Consider the following 25,829-nt stretch of genomic DNA (forward strand, 5'->3'; position numbering starts at 1 on the left):
GATCTCCTTATTCAAATTTATTTTCACGCGCTCGGCGCGGGAAAATCATTTCGTCAGGTCGCGCACGGATTCACCCGCGCGCAGGGTGGTCGGCAGCGTCAGATGGTCGTGCGCGCCGCCGCGGATGACGCCGAGCAGCAGCTCGACGCTCTTCGTGCCCATGGCCGTCATCGGCTGGCAGAGGGTGGTGAGCATGGGATGGATGTACTCGGAGACATTGATGCCGTCGATGGCGATGATGGAGCAGTCCTCGGGAATGCTGCGCCCGCTCTCGCGCAGGGCGCGCATCGCGCCGATCGCCATATCGTCCGCGATGGCAAAGACGGCGGTGAAGTCCGCCGGACGCTTCAGCCGCTCGCGCATGGCGCGGCAGCCGCTTTCCACGGTGAAATCGTCCGCGCAGATGACGTCCTCCTCCTCGGGCGGGATGCCCAGCTCGCGCAGCGCGCGGGCGTAGCCGGAGTAGCGCAGCTGGGAGATGGAGCTGTCGTCGGGGTCGGCGGTCAGCGCCGCGATGCGGCGGTGGCCCTTTTTGGCCAGCTCCATGACCGCACGGTAGGCCTCCTGCTCGTCGGCGATGGAGACGGAGGAATACTTGCTCGGATCGAGCGTGCCGTAGGCGTTAGTGTAGGTGCAGCAGACAAAGGGCACGTTGAGCAGCGCCAGCTCCGCGGGAGAGTAATCCGAGCGTCCGCCGAGAAAAATGAGGCCCTGCAGGCGCTTTTCGCGCTCCATCACCGCGCCGCACTTCACCTCGTCATCGCCGGAGGCGATCTGACGCATGACCATCGTGTAGCCCGCAAGGTCGAGCTTATGCTCGATGGCGCGGATGATATCGGTGTAGAAGGGGTTCTGCACGCCGCGCACCACAAGGCCGACGGTGTCGGACTTCGTGCGCACAAGGCTGCGCGCGGAATTGTTGGGCAGATAGTTGTGCTCGGCAATGACCTCCAGCACGCGGCGGCGGCTTTCCTCGCTCACGTCGGGGCGGTCGTTGAGTACACGGGAGACCGTGCTCACGCCCACGCCGCTGAGCTTTGCAATGTCCTTGATGGTCATGGCGACACCCTCTGCATGAAAAAAATCAAAGCCCGTTTCCGGGAACCTTACCGGTAACGTTTCCACTTTTCTTTTATTGTAGCAGTCTCTTCCCAAAAAGTCAAAGCACTTTGCCCTGTCCATCTTACCAAAAAAACGGCGGGAAAAATGTCGCAATGAACAAAGGAAGCCTCTGCCCGGCGTCGGACAGAGGCTCCCTTTCACAAAAATGCCTTTATTTTTCGAGCAGCAGCTCCGCGATCTGCACGGTGTTGGTCGCCGCGCCCTTGCGGACCTGGTCGCCGCAGCACCAGAGGTTCAGCCCGCGCTCGTCGGTCAGATCGTCGCGGATGCGGCCGACGTAGACGAGGTCCTGATCGCTCGTGTCGAGCGGCATGGGGTAGACCTTGCTCGCAAGGTCGTCGGTCAGCTTGCAGCCGGGCGCGGCGGCGATCAGCTCACGCGCGCGCTCGACGCTGATCTTCTCCTTTGTGCGCAGCACGACGGAGACGGAGTGGCTGCGCACCACGGGCACGCGCACACAGGTGCAGCTGACCTTCATCTCGGGCAGATGGAGGATCTTGCGGCCCTCGTTCTGCATCTTCATCTCCTCGCTCGTGTAGCCCATGTACGCCTCGCCGCCGATCTGGGGGATGACGTTGTAGGCGATCTGGTACTGGAACACCTTCGGCTCGACGGGCTTGCCCGCGGCGAGCGCCGCGACCTCATCGTGCAGCTCGTCGATGCCGTTCTTGCCCGCGCCGGAGACCGCCTGATAGGAGCTGGCGATGATGGTCTCGATGGGGCTTTCCTTCGCCAGCGCGTTGATGGCAACGAGGGTGACGATGGTGGTGCAGTTGGGGTTGGAGATGATGCCGCTGTGCCACTTCACGTCCTCGGGATTGATCTCGGGGATGACCAGCGGCACCTTGGGGTCGAGACGGAAGGCGCTGGAGTTGTCGACGAACACCGCGCCGGCCTTAACGATGGCGGGCGCGAAGCGCTCGGCAATGTCGTTCTCCGCCGCGCCGAGCACGATGTCGAGACCCTCAAAGGCGTCGTCCGACGCCTCGACGATCGTGCACTTCCTGCCGCCGAAGTCGATCTCGCTGCCCGCGCTGCGCGCGGAGGCGATAGGGCGCAGCTCGCCGACGGGGAACTTGCGCTCGAGCAGAATTTTCATCATTTCCTGACCCACGGCGCCCGTCGCGCCGAGAATGCCTACATTATAAAGCTTCATGGTATTGCCCTCACCTTTTCCTTAAATATGTTCCTTGACAAAGCTGTCATACAGTACGCGAATGGCCTGCGCGAAGTCCTTTTCCTCCACGCCGACAATGATGTTCAGCTCCTCGGGGCCCTGCGTGATCATGCGGATGTTCACGCCGTTCTCACCGAGCTTGGCAAAGATCTTGCCGGAAACGCCGGGGCGGTACGCCATCTTCCGGCCGACCGCCGCGACGACCGCGATGTGCTCCGTCACCGTTATCTTATTCGGCTGCACCTCTTTTTGCAGCTCGCCCAGCATGGCGTAGAGACATTTGGAGACCTTTTTGCTCTCCACCACCAGCGAGATGATGTCGATGCCGGAGGGGATATACTCCACGTTGACCTCGTGCTTGGCGAGAATTTCCAGGATCCGCACGAGCGTGCCGGGGTCGCCGGACATACCGGTCTTGGCGATGGTGATGACGGAGAAGCCCTTCTTGCCCGCGATGCCGGTGATGAAGCTGCCGTCGTTCGTGTCCTCCTCGATGCTCTCGAGAATGGTGGTGCCGGGGTGCTCCGGCTCGTTCGTGTTGCGGATGTTGAGCGGGATGTTCTTCTCACGCACGGGGAAGATGGTGCCCTCGTGGAGCACCTGCGCGCCGATGTAGCTCAGCTCGCGCAGCTCGCCGTAGGTGAGGTGGCGGATGGGCGCGGGATCGTCCACGATGCGCGGGTCGGCCATCAGAATGCCGGAGACGTCCGTCCAGTTTTCGTAGACGTCGGCGTCCAGCGCCGCCGCCGCCAGCGCGCCAGTGATGTCGCTGCCGCCGCGGGAGAAGGTGCGGATGCGCCCGTCGGGCATCACGCCGTAGAAGCCGGGAATGACCACGCTGCGGTCGCCCGCGGCGCGGCGCAGCGCCTCGTAGGTCGCGTCGGTATCCACCGTGCCGTCGAAGCGGAACTTCACCCACTCGGCGGCGTCGAGGAACTCGTAGCCGAGGTACTCGGCCATCAGCCGCGCGGAGAAGTATTCGCCGCGCGAGGCCAGCTCGTCCTTTTCGATGCCCTCCTGCATCTTCGCCCACAGAGCGTCGAAGTCGGGATTCAGGTCGAGCTTCAGACCGCAGTCGTGCACGATCTCGAGATAGCGCGTGCGGATCATGTCGAAAATCTCCTCGCAGCTCACACCGTATTTGATGTGCGCGGCGCAGAGGTACAAAAGATCGGTGATCTTGTGGTCGCCGGAAAAGCGCTTGCCGGGCGCGGACACGATGACCACGCGGCGGGACTCGTCGGCCTCCACGATGGCCTTGACCTTGGCGAACTGCTGGGCGTCGGCGAGCGACGAGCCGCCGAATTTCAGAACTTTAAGCATTTTCCTTTACTCCTCCTCGATCCTTGCTAAGAATACCGGTTCGCCGCACGAGCGCGCGCGCTCGGCGCGCGCAAAGGCCTCGGCGACGGTGATGGGCCCGGTGCAGACGGTCTCGCTGCCCGTGCGCAGGTAGAAGCGGCCGGCCGCCGCGGAATTGTCGATGTGCTTCGCCTCGTGCCGCGAGACATAAAAGCTCGGGCAGCCCTCGATGACGTCCACGCAGTCGCTCAGCACACTGCTGCCGGTGGGATAACCGCCCGCGCCCGCGCCGGAAAAGCTCAGCTCGCCGAAGCGCGCGCCGCGCAGGGTGACGAGGTTTCCCGTGCCGTTCGTCTGCGCGACCGGCGACGCGGTGGGGAAGAGCGTGGGGCAGACAAAGGCGGAGATGCGGCCCTCGTGCCGTTCGGCGTGGACGAAGAGCTTGCAGACCCTGCCCAGCTCGCGCCAGGCGGCGAAATCCTTTTTCTCCACGCTCGAGATGCCGAAGCAGGGGATCTCCTCCTCCCGCACCGACGCGCCGAAGGCGAGGTTCGCGCTGAGCACCAGCTTGCGCCGCGCGTCGTAGCCCTCCACGTCCGCAGTGGGATCGGCCTCGGCGTAACCGAGCGCTTGCGCCTCGCGCAGACAGGTGGTATAATCGACGCCGGAGGCCGTCATGGCTGAGAGCATGTAGTTCGTCGTGCCGTTCAGGATGCCGCCGACGGCGGTGATCTCATCGAGCCGCGCGGCGCGGGAGAGGGACGTGAGCCACGGGATGCCGCCGCCCGCCGCCGCCGTGCAGCGCAGCGACACGCCGCACTCCCTCGCAAGCTCCAGCAGCTCGTCGTAGTGCGCGCACACGAGCTGCTTGTTCGCGGTGACGACATGCTTGCCCGCGCGCATGGCCGCGCAGATATAACGGTAAGCCGGCTCCAGTCCGCCCATGACCTCGACCACGATGCCGACCGAGCGGTCGCGCACGATCTCGTCGAAATCATTTGTCACGGTGCAGGGAAGCTCCGGGCGTGGACGGCGGGATAAAACGCTCGTCACGCGCAGATCGCTCCGCCCGAGCGTGAGCTCGTAGAAGGCCTTGCCGACGGTGCCGAAGCCGAGCAATGCAATGTTCATGGGGTGTGCCTGCCTTTCTCTCTGTAAAATCCGCCAAGTATGGACGATTTGTGCAGTTTGCACGGAAATGTCCGCGGTAGAAAAACACTTGACTTTTTGATGGGAACAATATAACATGAGCATTGTCGAAATGCAATAGGCAATCGAAAAAATATTTTGATATGGCAAATGAAAAAACCGAAAAGCGGAGGTATTTTTAATATGAACTATCAAAGCACGCGGAACGCGGCCCTCACCGCCTCGAGCGCCGAAGCGATCCTGAACGGCCTTGCCCCCGACGGCGGGCTGTACGCCATGCCGGCCCTCTCGGGGCTGGACTTCGACTGGAAGCGCTGCCTGACGCTCTCCACGCAGGGCATGGCGACGGAGATATTATGCGCGCTGCTGCCCGACTTCACGCATGCGGAGATGGAGCAGCTTGTCCATGCCGCCTACACCGGCAAATTCGAGACCGAGGACCTGACCCCCACCGTTCCGGTCGGTGAGGACACGGTGCTCGAGCTGTTCCGCGGCCCCACGAGCGCCTTCAAGGATGTGGCGCTCTCGATGCTGCCGCACCTGATGACGGCGGCAAAGAAGAAGTGCGGTGTGGACGATGAGATCTTGATCCTCACCGCGACCTCCGGCGACACCGGCAAGGCCGCGATGGAGGGCTTCTGCGACGTCGCGGGCACGAAGATCATCGTCTTTTACCCGGACGGCGGTGTGTCCGCCGTGCAGAAGGCGCAGATGGTCACGCAGGGCGGCGACAATACCTGTGTCGCCGCGGTGCGTGGCAACTTCGACGACGCGCAGACTGCCGTCAAGCAGGTCTTTGCCAAGGTCGGCGGCGAGAACCTGCTCGCGGGCAAGGGTGTGCGCCTGTCGAGCGCGAACTCCATCAACATCGGCCGCCTTGCCCCGCAGGTGGTCTATTACTTCCGCGCCTACGCAGACCTTGTCCGCCGCGGCACGGTCGCCGTCGGCGAGCGGGTGGACTACGTCGTTCCCACCGGCAACTTCGGCGACATTCTCGCCGGCTACTTCGCCCGCGAGCTGGGGCTTCCCGTCGGCACGCTCGTGTGCGCGTCCAACGCCAACAACGTGCTCACCGACTTCATCCGCACGGGCCGCTATGATAAGAAGCGCCCGTTCTACCTCACCAGCTCGCCCTCGATGGACATTCTGGTGTCGAGCAACCTCGAGCGTCTGCTGTTCCTGCTCTCCGGCGACGAGCAGCTGGTGGCGAAGCTCATGCGTCAGCTCACCGAGGACGGCGCCTACGAGGTGCCGGAGGAGCTGAAGGAGAAAATTCAGTCCATCTTCTGGGCGGGCTGCTGCGGCGACGACGAGACGAAGCGGACCATCGGCAGGGTCTGGCAGGAGCATCATTATCTCTGCGACACGCACACCGCCGTGGCGTGGAACGTCGCGCAGCAGTACAAGACGGCGAACCCTGCTCACGCGCCGGTCGTGGTGCTCTCCACCGCGTCGCCCTACAAGTTCCCCGCCGCCGTGCTCGAGGGCCTCGGCGAAAAGGCGGGGGGCGACGAGTTCGCCGTCATGGAGCAGCTCGAGCGTCTGACCGGAATTCCCGCGCCGAAGAACCTCCGCGGTCTGCGCGAGCGCCCCGTGCGCCACACCACCGTCCTCGACCGCGAGGAGATGCTGCCCTTTGTCCTGGAAAAGGCGCAGGAAAAGAAGTGGTTCTAAGATGAAAAAAGGAAGCAAAGGGGAGACCCTTTCGCTTCCTTTTTTTTTATATTTACTGTGTCAGCCTATGAACCTCGGCACGATCACGCCGCGCGGCGCGTCGGGCGTCAGTTCAAAGGAGCTGCCGTCAAGACAGTGTACCTCGTCTGCGGGATAGAGCCGCAGGAAGTCCTCCACCGTGGCGATCACATCGTAGCCGTGGCTGCCGTGGCGGTAGTGCATCGGCACGATCACGCGCGGCGCGATGGCATCCGCCACGCGCCTGGCGGTCTCCGCGTCGATGGTATAGAAGCCGCCGACGGGAATCAGCAGCGCGTCACAGCCGCGCAGCGGCGCGAGCTGTTCCCCGCTCAGCTCGTGACCGAGGTCGCCGAGATGCACGACGCGCAGCCCCTCGGCGGCGAGGATGTGGATGGTGTTCGTTCCGCGCAGCGCGCCGCCCTGATCGTCGTGGAAGGCTTGGACGGTCTCCACCGTGAAGGGACTGTCCCCGCGCGGCGTGAGCTCCACCGCCTCCACAAAATCGTGATCGCGGTGATGGTGCGAGCAGAGCACCTCGTTCGCGCTCGTATGCAGCGGCGGATAGCTCTCCACATAATACGGGTCGAGCACGACGCGGTAGCCGCCGCTTTCGACGGCGAAGCAGGAATGGCCCAGCCAGGTGAGCTTCATAGGCGTTTTCTCCTTATCGGCTATTCTTCGCTTTTCGGCTCCTCATCCGCGGGAAGCTTGTTTTTCTTTTTGCCGAGCCTGCCGAACGGCTTCTTTTTGCGCACCGCACGCACGACGACCACGGCGAGCGCCGCCAGCACCGCCAGGAACACAAGGTTGTTCGCGATGCCGATGGCAAGGTCCTCAAGGAATACGCCTGTGTCGCGCAGACCGTTCGTGAAGGCCCGCGCGATGCGCGCGCCGAAGGTCAGCGGCGCGCCCTCGTTCTCATCGAGCTTGTAGGTCTCGCTGAGCGTCAGGCTCACGGTGGCGTAATCCACCAGCGCATCGTAGTGGCGCAGTGTGCCGGAGAGACTTTCGATCTCGTACTCCGTGTCGCTGATGGCGCTCTCAATGGTGATGATGTCCGCCATATTGTCCGCCTTCGAGAGCAGCTCCTGCAGCCGCTCGAGCTTGATCTGCGCGGTCTTGAGACGGGAGTCGGTGTCGTAGTACGCCTCGGTGATGTTCTCCGCCGAGGAGGACATATAGGTGACGTGGCAGAGCGAGCCGACCTGCTCGCAGAAGTGCTCGTACTCCGCGGCGGGCACGCGCACGGTGAATTCACCGTAGCGGTAGCCGCTTGAGCGATTGCTCAGACTCTTGCTCTCAAAGTAGCCGCCGCAGGACTTCACCAGCTCGGTGATGGCGGACTCGCTCGTCGTGTAGTCCTGCGTCTGCACCTCGATGCTCGCACGGTAGATCATCTTCGCGTCGCCCGGAGCGGTCATGCCGCCTGAGAGCGTCTGGCTTTCACCGCTGTCCCAATAGCCGTTCTCGGCGTCGGGCGTCGGGAGCTCCGGCTCGTCGTAGGCGAAGCTCTCGTCCGTTTTGGCGTAGCTTTGGTTGGTCATCATGTAGTCGCTGCCGGCGGCGCTGTCGCGCGGAGCCGCCTTGCTGCCGCAGCCCGTGAGCAGGGCAAGGAGCAGCAGCGCGCTGAGAAAAAGGGCAAGCGTTCTCTTCATCTTTCATCACCTCAATCTTTTATTTGGGGTCTCTGAAGGGTTTGACGCTGAAAACTGGAAAAAGTTCCCGTTTTTCCTATTTTTTCTCGGCTTCCAGCCGCGCAAAGGTCTCCAGCGCGGCGAGAATGCTGTGCTCCTCGCCCGCGGCGGCCGCGTCGGCGCCGGCGGCGTAGGAGCCGATGCCGTGGGAAATGCACTCCTTCCAGCGCACGACGTTGTTGAGCACGCTCGCGCATTTCATGCCGCGCAGCCGCCCGACGGTCAGCAGCGCCGCGGTCTCCATGTCGCTGCCGAGCACGCCCTTTTTCGACCAGTATTCGTTGATCTCCTCGATGTCGTCGATGTAAAAGCTCTCGTGGCTGCGGATGATGCCGAGGCGGTGGGCGAAGCCCTGCGCGCGGATGCTCTCCGTCAGCGCGAGCAGCAGCTCCGTGTCCGGCACGGCGGGATAGCCCTCGCGCACATAGGCGCGAGAGGTGCCGTCGTCGCGCACCGCGCCGGCGGCGATAAGCAGCTCACCGGGAGCGATGTCTGTCTGTAAGGCTCCGCAGGAGCCGATGCGGATGGCGTGCGTCACGCCGATGTTATGCAGCTCCTCGACCGCGATGCCGGTCGAGACGCCGCCCATGCCCGTGGACATGGCCAGAATGCGCGCGCCGCGGTAGGCGCCGACAAGGCTGCGGTACTCGCGGTTCATGCCGAGGTCCTCGACCTCGCTCATGTGCGACGCGATGCGCTCGGCGCGCTTGGGGTCGCCGGGCAGGATGGCATAGCGGACGTTCAAGCTCTCGTCGAGCTGGATATGAGGCTGCTTCATATTCGTTTCTCCTCTCAGGGTATGGGATTCAGAAGGGGGTGCGCCGTCACCGCTCCAGCAGGAAGCGCGCGACGCTTTCCATCGCTGCGGCGGCCTTACGCAGGGGGAACATCTGAAAGACGTGCCACATCCCCTCGCTCACCTCGAAGCGGCAGGGAACGCCCGCCCGCTCCAGCGCGTGACAGAGCATCTCGGCATCCGAATACAGGATCTCGTGATCGCCGGCCTGAATGAGCGTCGGCGGGAAGCCGGTAAGGTCGGCAAAGAGCGGCGAAAGATCGGGCGAGGCGTAGTCCCGCCCGCCGGCGTAGGCGGTGCGCACGGCCTCGATGTACTCCGGCGTGAGCATCGGGTCGCTCTCCACCCGCTCGGCGTAGGACGCACCCGACATCGTCATGTCCGTCCACGGAGACATCAGCACCAGCGCCCCGGGCAGGCGGCGGCCCGCCGCCTTGAGACGATGGCACAGCACGAGCGCGAGGTTGCCGCCCGCGCTGTCGCCTGCGAGCACGACATCCCGCGCGCCGTAGCCCAGCAGCATGAGATGATCCCACGCGCGCAGCGCGTCCTCGACGGCGGCGGGGTAGGGATGCTCGGGCGCGAGACGGTATTCAAAGCTCAGCACGTCATAGCCCGTAACGTGCGCGAGCTTGGACGCGAGCACGCGCGCGTAGCCGAGGTTGCCGCTCGTGTAGCCGCCGCCGTGGCAGTAGAGAATGGCGTGACGGCTGCCGTGAGGAGCCTTGAGCCGCATCCACGCGGCGTTCATGCCGCCGAGCGAAAATTCCTCATAGTCCATGCCGGCCATCGGCGCGGTCAGCCGGCCGAGGACCTCCTGACTGCGGCGCTGATGCTCCAGCTCCTCCTCGGTCATGGTCTCGGGCGCGCCCGCGCTGTGCAGCGCCTTGAGCGCGCGCATCAGCGGATCGAGGCGCGGGCTCTCGGCCTCGTTTTTCTTCTTTTTCAGCGGAAGGTTCAGCTTGTTTTCCATCGTTATCTCCTGCCTGTGATCAGTCTTCCTGCCTGTATAATATCATGTTTGCGTAAAAAAGAAAAGGAAAACCGTCATTTTTCTTGTGGTGTGCGCGCCGCTGTGCTACAATAAGCCATCCGAGGCGATGCCGCGCGGAAGGAGGAAACGACGATGGCGAGACCCGACAGCAAATGGTACAAGCTCGACAGCGCGGGCATTCTCTACTCCGCGCTGCAAAAGGAGGAATATTCCGCCATCTACCGCTTCTCCGCTCGGATGGAAAGGAAGGTCGATCCCGCCGCGCTCCAGCGCGCCATCGACCGCTGTATGCCGCGCTTCCCGAGCTTTGCCGTGCGCATCCGCAAGGGTCTGTTCTGGTACTATCTCGAGCCGAACCATGCGCCCGGACCGTTTTTGAAGGAGGACGTCTCCGACCCCTGCCAGCCCGTCCGCTTCCGCGAGGACAACGGCTGGCTCGTGCGCTTTTACTATTACCGTGAGCGCATCTCCGTTGAGGTGTTCCACGCGCTGTCCGACGGCGGCGGGGCCATCGTCTTTTTCCGCACGCTCCTTGCCGAATACCTGCGCCAGACCGGCGTGGACGTTCCCGCGGGAAACGGCGTGCTCGACCTGAATGAGCCGCCGCGCGAGGAGGAGCTGGAGGACGCCTACGCCCGCTACGCGGGCCGCCACGCCTTCGGCCTGCGGCGGCTGCCGAGGGCCTATCAGAATACCGGCACGCCGGAGCCGTTCTACACCTTCCATGTCACGATGGGCTTCGTGCCTCTCTCCCGCCTGCGCGAGCAGGCAAAGAAGCATAACGCCTCCATCACGGAGTACCTCTCCGCCGTGCTCATCCACGTCATTCTGGAAAAGCAGAAGCGCGAGAGACCCTACCGTGAGCGCCCCGTGGCGCTGGCGGTGCCGATCAACCTGCGTGCATGGTTCCCAAGCGAGACGCTGCGCAACTTCATCACCACCGTCCGCCCGTATATCGACCCGGCGCTCGGCGACTACACCTTCCCCGAGATCGTCTCGCAGGTGCGCCATTTTATGAAGCTGCACATCAACCGGCAGGAGCTGCAGGCGGCGTTTACCGGCAACGTCCGCTTTACAGAGAACTTTGCCCTGCGCCTCATTCCGGTCGTGCTCAAGAATCCGGTCATGGCGCTCAACTACCGCTTGTTCGGTGTGCGCCCCTATTCCTGCACCTACACCAATCCCGGCGCGTTCACCGTGCCGCCGGAGATGGCGGCGCACATCCGCGGGGCGGAGGTCATTCTCGGTCAGGCGACCGTGCCGCGCTGCCACTGCGCCTCCATCAGCTACGGCGATACCATGGAGATCACCTTTGCCGGCACGCAGGCGGAGACGGACACCGAGCGCGACTTTTTCCGCTTCCTCGTGCGCGAGGGCATCCCCGTGCGCGTGGAGAGCAACCGCTGAAGAGCGGAGCGAAAGGACGGTAACAATATGTCATACTGTGTCAACTGCGGCGTGGAGCTGGATCCCGGCGCGGCGCGCTGCCCGCTTTGCGGCACGCCTGCCTGGAAGCCGGACCCAGACGCGCCGAGCTATTTTCCCACCAAGCCCGCCGAGGTGCCGCCCGCCTCGCGCCGTGCGGCGGCCGCGCTGCTCACGGCGATGCTCGTGTCGGTATCCCTGTGCTGCGGCGTGCTGAACCTGCTGCTGCCCACCGAGCGGCCCTGGTCGCTCTACGTCATCGGCGCGGCGGTGATGCTCTGGATCTGGTTCGTGCTGCCGATGCTCGCGCGGCGCATCCCCATCTTCTTCCGCCTGACGGCGGACGTCGCCGCGGTCGGTGTGTACGTCTTTCTCATCTCCATCGACCTGAGCGGCGGCACATGGTTCCGCGGCCTCGCCCTGCCCATCCTCGGCTGGGCGTGCGTGCTGGTGTTCCTTTTGAGCTTTCTGCTGCGCGGCGGGCGGCGGTCGCGGCTCTCTGCGATCGCCATGTGCATCGGCACCGTGGGCCTGATGGCGCTGGGCGTGGAATACTGCATGGACCGCTTTTTCCGCGCGGCGTGGCAGCCGACGTGGTCGCTCGTCGTGGTGGTCATCTGCGTCGGGCTCATCATCCCGCTGCGCGTCGTGCGCCGCGTGCCCTCGCTGCGCGAGGAGGCCCGCCGACGCTTCAATATGTGAAAAAGGGAAGGCATGGCGCGCGCCATGCCTTCCCTTTGCTGGTGCCGGTGGTGGGACTCGAACCCACACGGAGTCGCCCCCGGCGGATTTTGAATCCGCTACGTCTACCATTCCATCACACCGGCGATAACAAAAGCTATTATAGAGGACGCTGCGTCGATTTGCAAGATAAATTTTTCCGGCAAAAAGCGCAAAAGGGGACTACCCTTTTTATGCGGCTTGTGCTATGCTATACTCTGTATCGGTAGATTATGCCCAAAGCGGGTCAAGGGAGGGGAAAGCATGGCGAACCACGGCAGAAAATTTGCCCGCGCGCTGGCGCTTGCGGCGCTTTGCCTGCTGCTCGGCGGCTGCGCGATGAACGTCTCGACCGACAAGCTCTATGCCTTGCCGAGCCTTCCGGCGGAATACGCCTCGCTCGAAGCGGAGATCAACGCCCTGCTCTCCGACGGCGCGGAGCACGCTGCGCCCATCTCGGGCAGTAACCTCCAGAGCGTGCAGATGGTCGATCTCGACGGCGACGGCGTAGAGGAGGCGGTGGCCTTCTTCCGCAAGGCGACGGACGAGCGGCCCGTGAAGATCTACTTCTTCCGCTCCAACGGCGACAGCTATGAGCAGATGGCCCTCATCGAGGGGACCGCCAGCTCGATCTACTCCATCACGTACTATGACCTCGACGGCGACGGACGCCGCGAGATCCTTGTCGGCTTCAAGAGCGGCACGGAGCTGCAGGTGCTCGCCGTTTACACCCTGCGCGGCAGCGAGCCGCTCAACCTGCTCACCACCGCCTACCTCCGCTACGCCGTGAGCGATCTTGACGGCGACGGCCGGCAGGAGCTGACGGTGCTCTACAGCGGCGAGGAGAACCGCTGCATGGCGGACTGCTACACCTGGGACGACCGCGAGCTGAGCTGCATCTCGACGCTCGAGCTGTCCTTCTCCGCGTCCGAGCTTTCGCGCGTGGCGGCGGGAGCTCTTTCGGATGGGCAGCAGGCGCTTTACGTCACCGGCGTGGCGGACAACAGCGTGGCGGCCTACGATATCCTGACCGTGAAAAACGGCGTTCTGCGCAATGTCACGCAGAACACCGCCTCCTCCGCCGCGGACGGCGGTTTCCGCTTCCTCTCGCTCTATCCGACCGACATCGACGGCAGCGGCGTGATCGAGATCCCCGAGCCGGTCCCCTTCCCGCCGCTCGACGAGGAGAGCGAGACCTACTACCGCATCCTCTGGCGCGATTACGACAGCGCGGGAAAGAGTGAGGTCGTGTGCCGCACCTTCCACAACGCCGCCGACGGCTGGAGCCTGCTCCTGCCGGAGACGTGGGACGAGCGGGTGTCGCTCCTGCGCGCCGGAACGCCCGATGAAAACGCGGTCCTTTTCTTCTGCCGCAGCAACGACGGACAGCTGCAGCCGTTTCTGGAGATCTGCGCCCTCACGGGCAGCGCCCGCGAGGAGCACGCCCGGCGCGGCGACCGCTTTGTGCTCGCCCGACAGGTCGAGACCGTTTACACCGCCGAGCTCCTGCCCTGCGACGACTGGGACGGCGCGGTCGACGAGGAGACCGTGAAGAAGAGCTTCAGCCTGATCGTCGCCGAGTGGACGACGGGCGAAAACTGAGAAAGGAACCGAGATACGATGAAAAAAGTGTTGGTCCTGGAGGATGAGTCCAGCATCCGCAGCTTTATCGTCATCAATCTGATCCGCGCCGGCTACGAGGTCGTGGAGGCCGAGACAGGCGAGGAGGCGCTGGAAAAGCTCAGCGAGAATCCCGATGTGCGTGTCACGCTGCTCGACATCATGCTGCCGGGCATCGACGGCTTTGAGGTCTGCCGCCGCGTGCGCGCGGCCTATCCGCACATCGGCATCATCATGCTCACCGCCCGCTCGCAGGAGATGGACAAGGTCACGGGCCTGATGACCGGCGCGGACGACTATGTCACCAAGCCCTTTTCGCCCGCCGAGCTGACCGCGCGCGTGGACGCGCTGCTGCGCCGCGCGGGCGATGCGCCGCTCGTCAGCGCTGCGGTCGGAGAGATCTCCCAGCCGCCGTTTCTGCTGAACATGACCGACCGCGTGGTGGAGAAAAACGGCAAGCGTCTCAAGCTCACGCAGCTCGAATATCAGATCATGAAGCTCTTCATGGAGAACCCCGACAAGGCGCTCACCCGCGAGGAGATCCTCGACACGGTCTGGGGCCGCGGCTACTTCGGCGAGGTGAAGATCGTGGACGTCAACATCCGCCGCCTGCGGCTGAAGATCGAGGACGACGCGCAGGAGCCGCGCTACATCGCCACCGTCTGGGGCACGGGCTACAAGTGGAGCACGGACTGAGCAGGCAGAAAAGATTTGAAGCAGAAAGGAAGTGACCGCCATGTCCGCAAAGCGCGGCTTGCGCATCCGCGGCCTGCGCCAGCGCTGGCTCGTGAATGCCGTGCTGCCCATCGTTCTGGTGGTCATCGCCATCGTCACGGTCTACACCCTCGGCGTGCGCCGGACCTACTACAGCGCCATGCGCTCGGGCCTTGAGACCCGCGCCCGCGTCGCCGCCGACAATTTTTCGAGCTACGGCCTCAAAAGCTACAGCGAGTATTTCCGCTACGCCTCCATCACGGCGGAGACCTTTGAGGAAAAGGACCGGCTTGAGCTTCAGTTCATCAACGTCAACGGCCGCGTGCAGGTGTCGAGCTACGGCCTGACCGCCGGCACGCAGCCGGGAACGAGCGATGTGACCGCGGCCGTCGCCACCGGAAAGCCGGCGAGCTTCGAGGGCCTTGACCCGCAGACGGGGGAGAGGATCCTCTCCGTCTCCGCGCCGCTCCGGTTCAATGGCCGTGTGATCGGCGTGCTGCGCTACGTCACCGCGCTGCACGAGGCGGACCGCAGCGTGCTCGTCAGCATGGCGGTCGCCATCGGCGTTGCGCTGCTGTGCGTGGGCCTTGCCATCTTCTCCAACGCCATCTTCATCAACAACGTCGTCGAGCCGGTCGCCGTCGTGTCCGACGCCGCGCGGCGCATCTCCGCCGGCAGCTACGGCATCCTGATCGATAACCACTACCGCGACGAGCTCGGCGAGCTGGTGGACAACATCAACGATATGTCGCTCAAGATCTCGCAGTCCGAGAAGATCCAGCAGGAGTTCGTCTCCTCCGTCTCGCATGAGCTGCGCACGCCGCTCACCGCCATCAACGGCTGGGCGGAAACGCTCGCCGCCGATCCCGGCGCGAATCCGGAGCAGACGCAGCGCGGCCTCAACATCATCGTCAAGGAGTCCCGCCGTCTGACCACCATGGTCGAGGAGCTGTTGGACTTCACCCGGATGCAGGACGGGCGCTTCACCCTGCGCGTGGAGGAGACCGACCTGCTCGCCGAGCTGGAGGACGCCATCTTCACCTACCGCGAGATCTTCAGCCGGGAGGGCATCGAGCTGCGCTACGAGTGTGCGGACGACCTGCCTCCCATCATCGCCGACGGCGAACGCATGAAGCAGGTCTTCTGCAACGTGCTCGACAACGCCGCCAAGCATGGCGGCAGCGGCAAGCGCATCGACGTGTCCGTGGCGGCCGAGAAGGGCAGCATGGTCATCCGTGTGCGCGACTTCGGCCCCGGCATCCCGGTCGAGGAGCTGCCCTACGTCAAGCAGAAATTCTACAAGGGCTCGTCCAAGGCGCGCGGCAGCGGCATCGGCCTCGCCGTGTGCGACGAGATCATGCGTCTGCACAACGGCACGTTCGACATTGCCAACGCCCCGGGCGGCGGCACGGTCGTGACCATGACGCTTCCTATGGAAAAATAAATTTTAGAACAGCTGTTGCAATTTTTCAAAAAGTATGATACCATCATTGCAAGGAGAAACCTACATGGCAGAGCAAAACCAGACAAAACCCAAATTCCGTACCTCCATCGGCGGTCAGGCGCTCATTGAGGGCATCCTCATGCGCGGACCGGAAAAGCAGGCCATCGTCGTCCGCTCCAAGGAGGGGCTGGTCGAGAAGGTCGAGGAGCTGAAGCTCATCCGCGACCGCTATCCCATTCTCGGCCTGCCCGTGCTGCGCGGCGCTGTGACCTTTGTGGACTCCATGGTCCGCGGCGTGAAGGCGCTGATGTACTCGGCGGACTTCTTCCCCGAGGAGGGCGAGCCGTCGAAGTTCGACCAGTGGCTTGAAAAAAAGCTCGGCAGCGAAAAGCTGCAAAAGCTCGTTGTGGCGCTGGCGGTCGTGCTGTCGCTGGGCCTGACCATCGGCCTTTTTATGATCCTGCCGACCTTCCTCGCGGGCCTGCTCGGGCGCTTCATCCCGAACGTGGTCGTGCACAATCTGGTCGAGTCCGTCATCAAGCTGATGATCTTCTTCGGCTACCTGCTCCTGTGCTCGAAGCAGAAGGACATTCAGCGCGTGTTCCAGTACCACGGCGCAGAGCATAAGACCATCTTCTGCTACGAGGCGGGCCTGCCGCTGACGGTGGAAAACTGCCGCATCCAGCCGCGCCACCATCCGCGCTGCGGCACGAGCTTTCTGTTCGTGGTGGTCGTGGTGTCCATCCTCGTTTCGAGCGTGGTGTTCAGCTTCGTCGACTGGCGCAATGTCTGGGTGCGCATTGGATTGCATCTGCTGCTGCTCGTGCCGGTCGTGGGCGTGACCTATGAATTCAACCGCTACGTCGGCGGACACGACAATCCCGTGACGAACGCGCTGGCAAAGCCGGGGCTGTGGCTGCAAAACTTCACCACCAACGAGCCGGACGACAGTATGCTCGAGGTCGCCATCCGCGCGATGGAGCTGGTCATTCCCGAGCAGAAGGGCAAGGACGAGTGGTAAATGGCGATCAAGTACAACGACCTCTATATGGACCTGCGCAGGCGCCTGCGCGAGGCGGGTGCGGAGGACGCGACGCAGGCGGCGCGCGAGCTGGTCTGCACCGCGTCGGGCAAAACGAAAAATGAGCTTCTGCGCGACGGGCTGCTCTACGCCTCGCCCGAGGTCGAGCGCTCGGCGTATTCCCTGTGCGCGCGGCACCTTGCTGGCGAGCCGGTGGCCTATCTTATCGGCGAGTGGGAGTTTTACGGCCTTGGGCTGGATATTTCGCCCGCCGTGCTCATCCCGCGCCCCGACACCGAGGTGCTGGTGCAGACGGTCGTCCACGAGCTGGACTCCGGCGCGGACTGCCGCGTGCTCGACCTGTGCGCGGGCAGCGGCTGCATCGGCCTTGCCGTGGCCAGTCAGGTGCTGCGCAGCCGCGTGCTGCTCGGCGAGTGGGACGAGGAGGCGCTCAAGGTCTGCCGGCAGAACATCCGGCGCAACCAGCTCTCCGCGCGCGTGACGAGCCTGCGCATGGACGCGCGCGAGAAGCCCTCGCGCCAGCTCGGCGAGTTCGACTGCATCGTTTCCAACCCGCCCTATATCCCCACGGCGGACATTGAAGCGCTTGATCCCTCCGTGCGCGACCACGAGCCGCACCTCGCGCTTGATGGCGGCGCGGACGGACTGGATTTCTACCGCGTCATCGCGGATAAATGGCGCGACGCTCTCTTGCCGAACGGACTCATGGCCTTCGAGGTCGGCATCGGGCAGGCGGACGAGGTGCTGCGCATCATGCGCGCGAACGGCTTCGGCGACATCCAGATCGTCAAGGACCTGCACGGTATCCCCCGCGTGGTCTACGGACGGCTTTGCAAAGAGATCTGACAAAAAATTTTAAGATACAGAAGCAGAAACAGGAGGATGAACCAATGGCAGCAGAGAAAGTGACTAAGGCGGCGCCCACCGCGCCAAACGCCGACAAGAAGCGCGCCATCGAAACGGCGATGGCACAGATCGAAAAGCTCTACGGCAAGGGCTCCATCATGCGCTGTGGCGACGAGCAGGCCGCGAACGTGGAGGCCATCTCCACCGGCTCGCTGGCGCTCGACCTCGCGCTCGGCATCGGCGGACTGCCCAAGGGCCGCATCGTGGAGATCTACGGCCCCGAGTCCTCCGGTAAAACGACGCTCGCCCTGCACGTCCTCGCGCAGGCGCAGAAGGCGGGCGGCGAGGTCGCGTTCATCGACGCCGAGCACGCGCTCGACATCGGCTACGCCCGCGCCCTCGGCGTGAATGTGGAGGATATGCTCGTCTCCCAGCCGGATACCGGCGAGCAGGCGCTTGAGATCACCGAGGCGCTCGTGCGCTCCGGCGCGATCGACGTGATCGTGGTGGACTCCGTCGCCGCGCTCGTGCCGCGCGCGGAGATCGAGGGCGAGATGGGCGACAGCTTTGTCGGCCTGCACGCAAGGCTGATGTCGCAGGCGCTGCGCAAGCTCGCCGGCGCGATTAACAAGACCAACTGCATCGTCATCTTCATCAACCAGCTGCGCGAGAAGGTCGGCGTGATGTACGGCAACCCCGAGGTCACCACCGGCGGCCGCGCGCTGAAGTTCTACGCGAGCGTGCGCATCGACGTGCGCCGCATCGAAACGCTCAAGAACGGCAGCGAGATGATCGGCAACCGCACCCGCGCCAAGGTCGTGAAGAACAAGATGGCGCCCCCGTTCCGCGAGGCGGAGTTCGACATCATGTACGGCGAGGGCATCTCCATGCTCGGCGAGCTCATCGACCTCGGCGTGAAGCTCGACCTCGTGCAGAAGAGCGGCTCGTGGTACTCGATGGGCGAGACGCGCATTGGCCAGGGCCGTGATTCCGCCAAGCAGTACCTGCGCGACAACCCCGAGATCGCCGCGAAGCTCGAGGCCGATATCCGCCGTGATTTCCACAAGCTTATGAGCAATCAGTCAAGGATCGCCGCCAAGGCGGCGGGCCGCGCCGTGGACGTCAGCGCCGACGATTTTGAGGGCTGATGAAGGTTGAGCGCATCGAACGGTCAAAGCATAAGCAGGAGCGCGTTCTCGTGTATCTGGAGGGGGGGAACCTTCTCCGGATCACCGAGAGCGAGCTTCTGCGTTTCGGCTTATATGTGGGGCTGGACATTTCGCCCGAGACTGTGGTACAATTACAAAAAAGCGGCGCGCGCAGCGAAACGCGCGTGCGCGCCGCCAATATGATCTCCGCCCGCCCGCTCTCAAAAAAGGAGCTGACGCGCCGCCTCGTGCAGAAGGGCTCCGAGGCGGATGACGCCGGCGCGGCGGCAGACTATCTGGAGAATATCGGCGCGCTGGACGACGCGGCCTACGCCGCCATACTCGTGCGCCATTATAGCGCACAGGGCTGCGGTCCCGCCCGCATCCGCGACGAGCTTTACCGCCGCGGCGTGCCGCGCGAGCTGTGGGACGAGGCGCTGGAAACAGCCCCCGATGCACAGGAGACGCTTGCGCGCGTCATCGCGTCGAAAACGCGGGGAAAGCCCCTGAACGAAAAGGACTATAAACGCTTGTCGGACGCGCTGCTGCGCCGCGGCTTTTCGTGGGGCGAGGTCAAGACTGCCCTGCGGACGGCGGGCGCGGCGTTGACGGACGCGGACGACGGGCTGTGACCGAAAACGATTTTTGCCGCCGGTGCGCGGCAGACGGGAAGAGGACTATGGCATACAAACTTCACTTTATTTCGCTCGGCTGCGCGAAAAATATGGTCAACTGCGAGCAGATGATGGCCCTGTGCCGCGATGCCGGCATGGAGCTTTGCCCGTCGCCCGAGGGCTGCGACGCTGCGGTTGTCAACACCTGCGGCTTCCTCTCGAGCGCGAATGAGGAGGCCATCGAGAACATTCTCGCCATGGCGGAGCTGAAAAAGGCCGGCAAGCTCAAGAAAATTCTGGTCACCGGCTGCATGACGCAGCGCTATCAGGGTGAGGTGGCAAAGGAGCTTCCCGAGGTGGACGGCATTCTCGGCACCGGCAGCTACAAGGACATTGTGGACGCGGTCGAGACCGTCATGGCGGGCGGTACCGTCAGCCGCTTCGACGACATCAACGCGCCGGTCGACGAGTTCGGCCGCGTGCTCACCACACCGGGTCACTACGCCTTCCTGCGCATCGCGGAGGGCTGCGACAACTGGTGCGCCTTCTGCATCATCCCCAAGCTGCGCGGCAAATACCGCTCTCGCACGATGGAGCATGTTCTCGCCGAGGCAAGGCAGCTCGCCGATTCCGGCGTCAAGGAGCTCATCGTCATCGCGCAGGACATCACGCGCTACGGCATGGACTGGGACGGCAAGCCCCATCTGGCCGACCTTTTAGAGGAGCTTTGCAAGCTCGATTTCCATTGGATCCGCCTGCACTACCTCTATCCCGAGTGGATCGACGACCGCCTGATCGACGTGATCGCCCGCGAGGACAAAATTCTGAAATACCTCGACATTCCGCTCCAGCACTGCAACGATAAGATCCTCAAGAAGATGAACCGGCGCGGCGATAAGAAATACCTCTGCGCCCTGCTCGATAAGCTCCGCGAGCGCATTCCCGGCCTCGTGCTGCGCACGTCCATCATCGCGGGCCTGCCCGGCGAGGGCGAGGAGGAGTTCGACGAGCTGTGCGATTTCCTGCGCGAGCAGAAGCTGCTGCGCGCGGGCGTGTTCCCCTATTCCCCCGAGGAGGGGACGCGCGCGGCAAAGATGGAGCGCGTCGACTCCGACGAGGCGGCCCGCCGTGCCGAGCGGATCGTGGACATTCAGAGCGAGATCATCGACGCGTGGAACGACGAACGGCAGGGCGACGTGATGGAGGTCCTCTGCGAGGGCTTCGACGGGCAATCCATGCTCTTTGTCGGCCGCAGCTATGCAGAGTCGCCGGACATCGACGGGCGCATCTATTTCTCCGCCCCGCGCGACGTCGCGGCGGGCGAGTTCGTGCCCGTGCGCATCACCGGCGCGATGGACGGCGAGCTGACCGGCGAGCTGGCCGAGGAATAAGACGCCGCGCGGACGCGGCAAAATAGCAAACCGGCGCGCGAGCGCCTTGAAAGGACTGTTCACAGATGACGACTGCCAATAAGCTCACCCTTGCGCGGGTGGCGCTCATCCCCGTATTTCTTGTGATCCTGTATCTGGATTTCCCCTATGCGCGCTGCGCCGCCTTCGGCGTGTTCGTGGTCGCGTGCCTCACGGATTTTGTGGACGGCTACATCGCCCGCCACTACAATCAGGTCACGAATTTCGGCAAATTCATGGACCCGCTGGCGGACAAGGTGCTCGTTATGGCGGCCATGTGCTACCTCGTCGAGATCGGGCAGATGCCCGGCTGGTGTCTGGCCATCGTGCTGCTGCGCGAGTTCGCGGTCTCCGGAATGCGGCTCGTTGCCGTCGAGCAGGGCCGCGTGATCGCCGCGGCGTGGTCCGGCAAGGTCAAAACGGCCTCGACCATGGTCTGCCTCTGCGCGATGCTGCTCAACGTTTTCGGCGCGTACGCGTGGTTCGATCCCCTGTGCAATGCCGTCATCGTGCTGACCACCGCCTATTCCGGCATTGAGTATTTCATCAAAAATGCCGACGTGTTCCGCGAGCCGGACTGAAGCCAAGTTAATTTTGCTCTGAAAAGGAGTTTCTGTATGTACCTCTATAATTCCGCCACCCACAAAAAGGAAGAGCTCAAGACCCATACCCCGAACCACGTCGAGATGTACACCTGCGGCCCGACCGTCTATCACTTTGCCCACATCGGCAATCTGCGCAGCTACATCATGGAGGATGTGCTGGAGAAGTACCTCCGCTTCGCAGGCTACAGCGTCAACCGCGTCATGAACATCACCGACGTCGGCCACCTTACGAGCGACGCCGACGAGGGCGAGGACAAGATGCTCAAGGGCGCCAAGCGCGAGCACAAGTCCGTCATGGAGATCGCGCAGTTCTATACCGACGCTTTCTTTGCCGACTGCCAAAAGCTCCACATCAAGCGTCCCGACGTCGTGCAGCCCGCCACCGGCCTCATCGACGACTATATCAAGATCATCACCAAGCTGCTTGACACCGGCTACGCCTACCTCGCTGGCGGCAACGTCTACTTCGACACGAGCAAGCTGGACCGCTACTATATCTTCAACGACCACAACGAGGAGGACCTCGCCGTGGGCGTCCGCGAGGGCGTGGAGGAGGACACGAACAAGAAGAATAAGAACGACTTCGTCCTCTGGTTCACCAAGTCCAAGTTCGAGGATCAGGCGCTCAAATGGGATTCGCCCTGGGGCGTCGGCTATCCCGGCTGGCACATCGAGTGCTCTGGCATCTCCATGAAGTACAACGGCGAATACCTCGACCTGCACTGCGGCGGCGTGGACAATGCCTTCCCGCACCACACGAACGAGATCGCCCAGTCCGAAAGCTACCTCGGACATCCTTGGTGCCCCCACTGGTGCCATGTTGCCCACCTCAATACAACGGACGGCAAAATGAGCAAGTCCAAGGGCGAATTTCTGACCGTTTCCCTGCTTGAGCAGAAGGGCTACGACCCGCTGGCCTACCGTTTCTTCTGCCTGCAGAGCCACTACCGCAAGAGCCTTGTGTTTACATGGGAGAATCTGGATAACGCCGTGCTCGCCTACAACAAGCTCCTTGCGAAGATCGCCAACCTCAAGGACGAGGGCGGCGTGGACGAGGCCGTGCGCGCCGAGTACCGCGCGAAATTCTCCAAGGAGATGGACAACGACCTCAACACCGCCATGGGCGTCACCGTGCTCTACGATGTGCTCAAGGCCAAGACGAGCGGCGCGACCAAGCTCGCGATCATTGCCGACCTCGACGAGGTCCTGAGTCTTGACCTTATCGCCAAGGCCGCCGCGCTGCGCGAGAAGAACGCCGTGGCCGCCGCGCAGAGCGCGGGCGCATTCACCGTCATCGCCGAGGACGGCACGCCGGATGAGGCCGTCGAGGCGCTGATCCGTCAGCGCGCAGACGCCAAGAAGGCGAAGAACTTCGCCGAGGCCGACCGCATCCGCGACGAGCTGAAGGCACAGGGCATCGAGGTGACCGATGTACCGAACGGCGCGAAGTGGAAGAGGGTATAACGAATGAACAAAGGGGGTATTCTCTACCGTAGAGAATACCCCCTTTGGAACCCCAAGAGAGCGCAAGGGCTGCGCCCTTGACCTGCCACATTGTAAGCCTAACAATAAGATAACTGCACGCGCTGCGCAAAGGAGTGCGTGCGGTTTTTTGTTGCCGCTTTTGATTTGCCGCTCTCCTTGCGGTCGCTGCCGCTCTGCGGCGGGGTTTCGGAGAGTTTTAATGACGATCAAGAAATTTGCAGAGCTTAAAAATCAGCCAAAATGGACCGAACACAAGCAGTCCAAGCAAGTTTTTCATAATACGGTCTCCTTTGATGCAAGGTCTTTACTCATAGTAGAAGCTGACGGAATAGCTGCTTTGTTGGATGATCGGGTTTGCATTTAAGATATTTTTAATAAGTATTTCGGCATTTTCCTGTGCTTTCTCCAAAATGCCGTTGTCAAGAGCCCGCTGCTCCGTTGCCGTTTCGCTCTCTTTCTGAAATTTGCTTACATCGCTGACAGAAATGGGATTGAAAAGGCCGTTGCTTTCGTCAAGCACCTCTATGCTTTCTTTATCTACCGTGTGGGACAGGATTTCCGCTTCCGGCAGATAGATGATAAGAGTTTTGCTTGCGGCATCAGCCTCTACGCGAATATCCTCAACCCGGCGGATGCCTGCTTTGATACTGCCGTCCCAGCGCATGACAAAGGACTTTGTTGTTAGAGGGATATTCCAGCCAAATAATTGCTTCAGATCGGAAAACTTGCCGGCATCGGTATATAGGTATTCGACTGTAGCCAGTTCGCCGATGGCTTGAATATCTTTCAGTACGATCTGCATATCAATTTCGGTCGATATTTCTTCCGCGGTAAAGGTGGCGTCGGCATAAACCTCCTCTACCGCCGCTTTTACCGCTTGGTCGATTTTGGCGGGTATCGTATTAGAACAGATTTTATAACCCAAAAATCCGCCGAGGAGAGAAACGGCGGCCAACGCTATGATGTACCAACGCATAGTTTGACGGGAGAAGCGGCCTGTTGCGCGGTGCGCCTCTCTGTCGTGTGCTCTGTAGTCTGTGCCTTCTTCGGGAGGTGGGAGAAGTGCCGCCCCACTTTCGGGCTGTTTGGGTTCGTTTGTTTGTTCCATGATCAATTGCTCCTTTCAAATCTTTTGTGTGGAGCTTACAGGGCAGCTCCAAAATCGTTCTTGTTTTTTTCGCGTGCCATCCGGTCGCAGATCAGCTGAGATCTTTTCTTTACTCAAATCCCCTCGGAGAGGAGCGGCCCTCTCCGAGGGGTAGGTGAAAAACAAAAAACGCCATGCAGGGCATAAGCCTACACAGCGAACGAAGAGAAAACCCTTCTGATGCAACACAAGCACTTGGGAAAAACAACAAAGCACCCCTTGCGCCAAGCGGTGAAATGTCGTATAATACCCATGCGGTGCGACCGTAAGGTCATTGTGTAGGTGGGGCTAACACCTGCTCAGGCTTACGGGTGCGCCAACACCCGTAAGCCGCCGCATTTTTGTTTTTCAAGCAGATTATAGCAATTTATTCCAGACAATGCAAGCGGTTTGGGGAAAAATGTCAAAAATAAGGGGCTGGCGCCCCGTCATACAGGAGGGCATTGCCATGCGTAAGATTCTCGTCGTCATTGATATGCAGAACGACTTCATCGACGGCTCGCTCGGCACGAAGGAGGCGCAGCAGATCGTTCCGCGCGTCGTGGAGAAGATGAAGGAGTACGACCCGTGGAACATCTATCTCACGCGCGACACGCATTACGAAAACTATCTCGACACGCAGGAGGGCCGCAACCTGCCCGTCGAGCACTGCATCGAGGGCACCCACGGCTGGCAGCTCAACGATGCGGTCGCCAAGGCCGCGGAGAAGGCGACCGTTATCGACAAGCCCACCTTCGGCTCCAACCGGCTCGCCGGTATTCTGATGACCGAGCGCGCGCAGGAGGCGCTGGAGATCGAGCTGGTCGGCCTCTGCACCGATATCTGCGTGGTGTCCAACGCGCTGCTGTTCAAGGCGGCGATGCCCGAAGCGCCCATCACCGTGGACGCGAGCTGCTGCGCCGGCGTCACGCCGGAGAGCCACCGCCACGCGCTCGAGACGATGAAGATGTGCCAGATCAAGGTCGTCAACGACTAAAGAAAAAAGGGAAGCGTCCCGCTTGCGGGACGCTTCCCTTTTTCAGCTCTCCATGTGCCTGCCGAGGAAGGAGGCGATGGTCTGCGCGAGCTTGTACTCCGTCTCGCCGACGTGGTTCTCACCCTCGTTCTCCACAAACAGCACCAGCCCCAGCGCGTCGCCCTCGGAAATAATGGGCGCGGCGATGGCGGCACAGCAGCGGTCGAGCGTGTCGGTGACGTAGACGCTGCGCTCGCTGCCCTGCGCGCGGTAGATGGCGCGGTCCTCCATGATCTGCTCCAGCTCGGTGCTGATGCGCTTGCCGATCAGGTCGCGCCGCGCGCTGCCCGCCGCGGCCACCACGCTGTCGCGGTCCGTCACGGCGACGGTCAGGCCGGTGGTTTTGTTGAGTGTTTCACAGATCTGCGCGGCAAACTCGTCCACACCGCCCATGAGCGAGTATTTCTTGAAGATGACCTCGCCCTCCTTGCTCGTGTAGATCTCCAACGGGTCGCCCTCGCGGATGCGCATGGTGCGGCGGATCTCCTTGGGAATGACCACACGGCCAAGGTCGTCGATCCGGCGCACGATTCCGGTTGCTTTCATCTATGCCGATTCTCCTTTAACGTCGTTTTACTGGCCTTAGTCTTTGAAAATCGCGCCAGTTTATCCAAGGAACAAGCTGGAAGATTTTTGACAAAAAATGGTCCGCATCCATTTCGAATG

At 62.6% G+C, this 25,829-nt stretch carries 24 protein-coding genes and 1 tRNA gene; 14 read left to right on the plus strand and 11 right to left on the minus strand.

Annotation, left to right across the window (positions count from 1 at the left end; all coding sequences use genetic code 11):
- Positions 1-45: 45 nt before the first annotated feature.
- The 4 genes from KQI17_RS05095 to KQI17_RS05110 all read right to left on the minus strand — a co-directional run bounded on the left by KQI17_RS05095 (position 46) and on the right by KQI17_RS05110 (position 4,732).
- On the minus strand, positions 46-1,059 hold the full coding sequence (locus tag KQI17_RS05095; RefSeq protein ID WP_216495109.1) for a LacI family DNA-binding transcriptional regulator: 1,014 nt from the start codon (positions 1,057-1,059) through the stop codon (positions 46-48).
- A 214-nt stretch (positions 1,060-1,273) separates the two neighbouring features.
- The gene (locus tag KQI17_RS05100) at positions 1,274-2,278 is read right to left on the minus strand and encodes an aspartate-semialdehyde dehydrogenase (protein WP_216495110.1); all 1,005 of its coding nucleotides are present in this window, start codon (positions 2,276-2,278) and stop codon (positions 1,274-1,276) included.
- Positions 2,279-2,299: 21 nt separating this feature from the next.
- Positions 2,300-3,622, minus strand: coding sequence for an aspartate kinase (locus KQI17_RS05105; RefSeq protein ID WP_216495111.1), 1,323 nt, complete (start codon positions 3,620-3,622; stop codon positions 2,300-2,302).
- A gap of 6 nt (positions 3,623-3,628) precedes the next feature.
- The gene (locus tag KQI17_RS05110; RefSeq protein WP_216495112.1) at positions 3,629-4,732 is read right to left on the minus strand and encodes a homoserine dehydrogenase; all 1,104 of its coding nucleotides are present in this window, start codon (positions 4,730-4,732) and stop codon (positions 3,629-3,631) included.
- Between the two features lie 201 nt (positions 4,733-4,933).
- Between KQI17_RS05110 and thrC the strand changes: the two genes are divergently transcribed.
- Entirely contained in the window at positions 4,934-6,424 is a 1,491-nt protein-coding gene (thrC, locus tag KQI17_RS05115) for a threonine synthase (protein WP_216495113.1), read from the plus strand.
- A gap of 60 nt (positions 6,425-6,484) precedes the next feature.
- On the opposite strand, the gene KQI17_RS05120 is transcribed toward thrC, so the two are convergent.
- From KQI17_RS05120 to KQI17_RS05135, 4 genes are all read right to left on the minus strand, one after another.
- Entirely contained in the window at positions 6,485-7,096 is a 612-nt protein-coding gene (locus tag KQI17_RS05120; RefSeq protein WP_216495114.1) for an MBL fold metallo-hydrolase, read from the minus strand.
- A gap of 20 nt (positions 7,097-7,116) precedes the next feature.
- Positions 7,117-8,100 carry a DUF4349 domain-containing protein gene (locus KQI17_RS05125; RefSeq protein WP_216495115.1) on the minus strand — a complete coding sequence of 328 codons (984 nt, stop codon included), beginning with the start codon at positions 8,098-8,100 and terminating at the stop codon, positions 7,117-7,119.
- A 76-nt stretch (positions 8,101-8,176) separates the two neighbouring features.
- Positions 8,177-8,917: a nucleoside phosphorylase gene (locus KQI17_RS05130; RefSeq protein ID WP_216495116.1), complete on the minus strand. Its 741-nt coding sequence runs from the start codon at positions 8,915-8,917 to the stop codon at positions 8,177-8,179.
- A 46-nt stretch (positions 8,918-8,963) separates the two neighbouring features.
- Entirely contained in the window at positions 8,964-9,908 is a 945-nt protein-coding gene (locus KQI17_RS05135) for an alpha/beta hydrolase (protein WP_216495117.1), read from the minus strand.
- A 153-nt stretch (positions 9,909-10,061) separates the two neighbouring features.
- Between KQI17_RS05135 and KQI17_RS05140 the strand changes: the two genes are divergently transcribed.
- Positions 10,062-11,336, plus strand: coding sequence for a hypothetical protein (locus tag KQI17_RS05140; RefSeq protein WP_216495118.1), 1,275 nt, complete (start codon positions 10,062-10,064; stop codon positions 11,334-11,336).
- A 27-nt stretch (positions 11,337-11,363) separates the two neighbouring features.
- Positions 11,364-12,056 (plus strand): DUF6320 domain-containing protein, encoded by a 693-nt coding sequence (locus tag KQI17_RS05145; protein ID WP_216495119.1) that lies wholly within the window; start codon positions 11,364-11,366, stop codon positions 12,054-12,056.
- 39 nt (positions 12,057-12,095) lie between these two features.
- On the opposite strand, the gene KQI17_RS05150 is transcribed toward KQI17_RS05145, so the two are convergent.
- Positions 12,096-12,181, minus strand: a tRNA-Leu gene (locus KQI17_RS05150).
- A gap of 157 nt (positions 12,182-12,338) precedes the next feature.
- Here KQI17_RS05150 and KQI17_RS05155 point away from each other — a divergent pair.
- The 10 genes from KQI17_RS05155 (at position 12,339) to cysS (ending at position 22,980) form a co-directional block, all read left to right on the plus strand.
- Complete coding sequence (locus KQI17_RS05155; RefSeq protein ID WP_216495120.1) at positions 12,339-13,676, plus strand: VCBS repeat-containing protein; 1,338 nt, start codon at positions 12,339-12,341, stop codon at positions 13,674-13,676.
- An 18-nt stretch (positions 13,677-13,694) separates the two neighbouring features.
- The gene (locus tag KQI17_RS05160; protein ID WP_022017929.1) at positions 13,695-14,390 is read left to right on the plus strand and encodes a response regulator transcription factor; all 696 of its coding nucleotides are present in this window, start codon (positions 13,695-13,697) and stop codon (positions 14,388-14,390) included.
- 40 nt (positions 14,391-14,430) lie between these two features.
- Positions 14,431-15,852, plus strand: a complete 1,422-nt coding sequence (locus tag KQI17_RS05165) for a cell wall metabolism sensor histidine kinase WalK (protein WP_216495121.1) — start codon at positions 14,431-14,433, stop codon at positions 15,850-15,852.
- A gap of 64 nt (positions 15,853-15,916) precedes the next feature.
- A complete protein-coding gene (locus tag KQI17_RS05170; RefSeq protein ID WP_216495122.1) occupies positions 15,917-16,873 on the plus strand; it encodes a DUF1385 domain-containing protein in 957 nt (318 codons plus the stop codon).
- Positions 16,874-17,740, plus strand: a complete 867-nt coding sequence (prmC, locus tag KQI17_RS05175) for a peptide chain release factor N(5)-glutamine methyltransferase (RefSeq protein ID WP_216495123.1) — start codon at positions 16,874-16,876, stop codon at positions 17,738-17,740.
- A 44-nt stretch (positions 17,741-17,784) separates the two neighbouring features.
- On the plus strand, positions 17,785-18,888 hold the full coding sequence (gene recA, locus KQI17_RS05180; RefSeq protein ID WP_216495124.1) for a recombinase RecA: 1,104 nt from the start codon (positions 17,785-17,787) through the stop codon (positions 18,886-18,888).
- The gene (locus KQI17_RS05185; protein WP_216495125.1) at positions 18,888-19,520 is read left to right on the plus strand and encodes a regulatory protein RecX; all 633 of its coding nucleotides are present in this window, start codon (positions 18,888-18,890) and stop codon (positions 19,518-19,520) included. The genes recA and KQI17_RS05185 overlap by 1 nt, the downstream gene beginning before the upstream one ends.
- A gap of 47 nt (positions 19,521-19,567) precedes the next feature.
- The gene (rimO, locus tag KQI17_RS05190) at positions 19,568-20,893 is read left to right on the plus strand and encodes a 30S ribosomal protein S12 methylthiotransferase RimO (protein ID WP_216495126.1); all 1,326 of its coding nucleotides are present in this window, start codon (positions 19,568-19,570) and stop codon (positions 20,891-20,893) included.
- Positions 20,894-20,958: 65 nt separating this feature from the next.
- Positions 20,959-21,492, plus strand: coding sequence for a CDP-diacylglycerol--glycerol-3-phosphate 3-phosphatidyltransferase (gene pgsA / locus KQI17_RS05195; protein WP_216495127.1), 534 nt, complete (start codon positions 20,959-20,961; stop codon positions 21,490-21,492).
- A gap of 36 nt (positions 21,493-21,528) precedes the next feature.
- Positions 21,529-22,980, plus strand: coding sequence for a cysteine--tRNA ligase (gene cysS, locus KQI17_RS05200; RefSeq protein ID WP_216495128.1), 1,452 nt, complete (start codon positions 21,529-21,531; stop codon positions 22,978-22,980).
- Between the two features lie 325 nt (positions 22,981-23,305).
- On the opposite strand, the gene KQI17_RS05205 is transcribed toward cysS, so the two are convergent.
- On the minus strand, positions 23,306-24,109 hold the full coding sequence (locus KQI17_RS05205) for a DUF4230 domain-containing protein (RefSeq protein WP_216495129.1): 804 nt from the start codon (positions 24,107-24,109) through the stop codon (positions 23,306-23,308).
- 487 nt (positions 24,110-24,596) lie between these two features.
- Between KQI17_RS05205 and KQI17_RS05210 the strand changes: the two genes are divergently transcribed.
- Entirely contained in the window at positions 24,597-25,124 is a 528-nt protein-coding gene (locus KQI17_RS05210) for a cysteine hydrolase family protein (RefSeq protein WP_216495130.1), read from the plus strand.
- Between the two features lie 42 nt (positions 25,125-25,166).
- On the opposite strand, the gene KQI17_RS05215 is transcribed toward KQI17_RS05210, so the two are convergent.
- Positions 25,167-25,709: a stage V sporulation T C-terminal domain-containing protein gene (locus tag KQI17_RS05215; RefSeq protein ID WP_022017919.1), complete on the minus strand. Its 543-nt coding sequence runs from the start codon at positions 25,707-25,709 to the stop codon at positions 25,167-25,169.
- Positions 25,710-25,829 lie beyond the last annotated feature (120 nt).

This window comes from Oscillibacter sp. MSJ-31 (genome assembly GCF_018918025.1).
In the GTDB taxonomy this organism is placed as follows: Bacteria; Bacillota; Clostridia; order Oscillospirales; family Oscillospiraceae; genus Hominicoprocola.

Excerpts from the sequence above, each read along its gene's own strand:
- KQI17_RS05160 (WP_022017929.1), top strand. The coding sequence starts at position 13,695 with ATGAAAAAAGTGTTGGTCCTGGAGGATGAGTCCAGCATCCGCAGCTTT.
- rimO (WP_216495126.1), top strand. The coding sequence starts at position 19,568 with ATGGCATACAAACTTCACTTTATTTCGCTCGGCTGCGCGAAAAATATG.
- KQI17_RS05110 (WP_216495112.1), bottom strand. The coding sequence starts at position 4,732 with ATGAACATTGCATTGCTCGGCTTCGGCACCGTCGGCAAGGCCTTCTAC.
- KQI17_RS05170 (WP_216495122.1), top strand. The coding sequence starts at position 15,917 with ATGGCAGAGCAAAACCAGACAAAACCCAAATTCCGTACCTCCATCGGC.
- recA (WP_216495124.1), top strand. The coding sequence starts at position 17,785 with ATGGCAGCAGAGAAAGTGACTAAGGCGGCGCCCACCGCGCCAAACGCC.
- KQI17_RS05135 (WP_216495117.1), bottom strand. The coding sequence starts at position 9,908 with ATGGAAAACAAGCTGAACCTTCCGCTGAAAAAGAAGAAAAACGAGGCC.
- prmC (WP_216495123.1), top strand. The coding sequence starts at position 16,874 with ATGGCGATCAAGTACAACGACCTCTATATGGACCTGCGCAGGCGCCTG.
- KQI17_RS05185 (WP_216495125.1), top strand. The coding sequence starts at position 18,888 with ATGAAGGTTGAGCGCATCGAACGGTCAAAGCATAAGCAGGAGCGCGTT.
- KQI17_RS05125 (WP_216495115.1), bottom strand. The coding sequence starts at position 8,100 with ATGAAGAGAACGCTTGCCCTTTTTCTCAGCGCGCTGCTGCTCCTTGCC.
- pgsA (WP_216495127.1), top strand. The coding sequence starts at position 20,959 with ATGACGACTGCCAATAAGCTCACCCTTGCGCGGGTGGCGCTCATCCCC.
- KQI17_RS05145 (WP_216495119.1), top strand. The coding sequence starts at position 11,364 with ATGTCATACTGTGTCAACTGCGGCGTGGAGCTGGATCCCGGCGCGGCG.
- KQI17_RS05140 (WP_216495118.1), top strand. The coding sequence starts at position 10,062 with ATGGCGAGACCCGACAGCAAATGGTACAAGCTCGACAGCGCGGGCATT.
- KQI17_RS05165 (WP_216495121.1), top strand. The coding sequence starts at position 14,431 with ATGTCCGCAAAGCGCGGCTTGCGCATCCGCGGCCTGCGCCAGCGCTGG.
- KQI17_RS05215 (WP_022017919.1), bottom strand. The coding sequence starts at position 25,709 with ATGAAAGCAACCGGAATCGTGCGCCGGATCGACGACCTTGGCCGTGTG.
- cysS (WP_216495128.1), top strand. The coding sequence starts at position 21,529 with ATGTACCTCTATAATTCCGCCACCCACAAAAAGGAAGAGCTCAAGACC.
- thrC (WP_216495113.1), top strand. The coding sequence starts at position 4,934 with ATGAACTATCAAAGCACGCGGAACGCGGCCCTCACCGCCTCGAGCGCC.
- KQI17_RS05120 (WP_216495114.1), bottom strand. The coding sequence starts at position 7,096 with ATGAAGCTCACCTGGCTGGGCCATTCCTGCTTCGCCGTCGAAAGCGGC.
- KQI17_RS05130 (WP_216495116.1), bottom strand. The coding sequence starts at position 8,917 with ATGAAGCAGCCTCATATCCAGCTCGACGAGAGCTTGAACGTCCGCTAT.
- KQI17_RS05210 (WP_216495130.1), top strand. The coding sequence starts at position 24,597 with ATGCGTAAGATTCTCGTCGTCATTGATATGCAGAACGACTTCATCGAC.
- KQI17_RS05105 (WP_216495111.1), bottom strand. The coding sequence starts at position 3,622 with ATGCTTAAAGTTCTGAAATTCGGCGGCTCGTCGCTCGCCGACGCCCAG.
- KQI17_RS05100 (WP_216495110.1), bottom strand. The coding sequence starts at position 2,278 with ATGAAGCTTTATAATGTAGGCATTCTCGGCGCGACGGGCGCCGTGGGT.
- KQI17_RS05155 (WP_216495120.1), top strand. The coding sequence starts at position 12,339 with ATGGCGAACCACGGCAGAAAATTTGCCCGCGCGCTGGCGCTTGCGGCG.
- KQI17_RS05205 (WP_216495129.1), bottom strand. The coding sequence starts at position 24,109 with ATGGAACAAACAAACGAACCCAAACAGCCCGAAAGTGGGGCGGCACTT.
- KQI17_RS05095 (WP_216495109.1), bottom strand. The coding sequence starts at position 1,059 with ATGACCATCAAGGACATTGCAAAGCTCAGCGGCGTGGGCGTGAGCACG.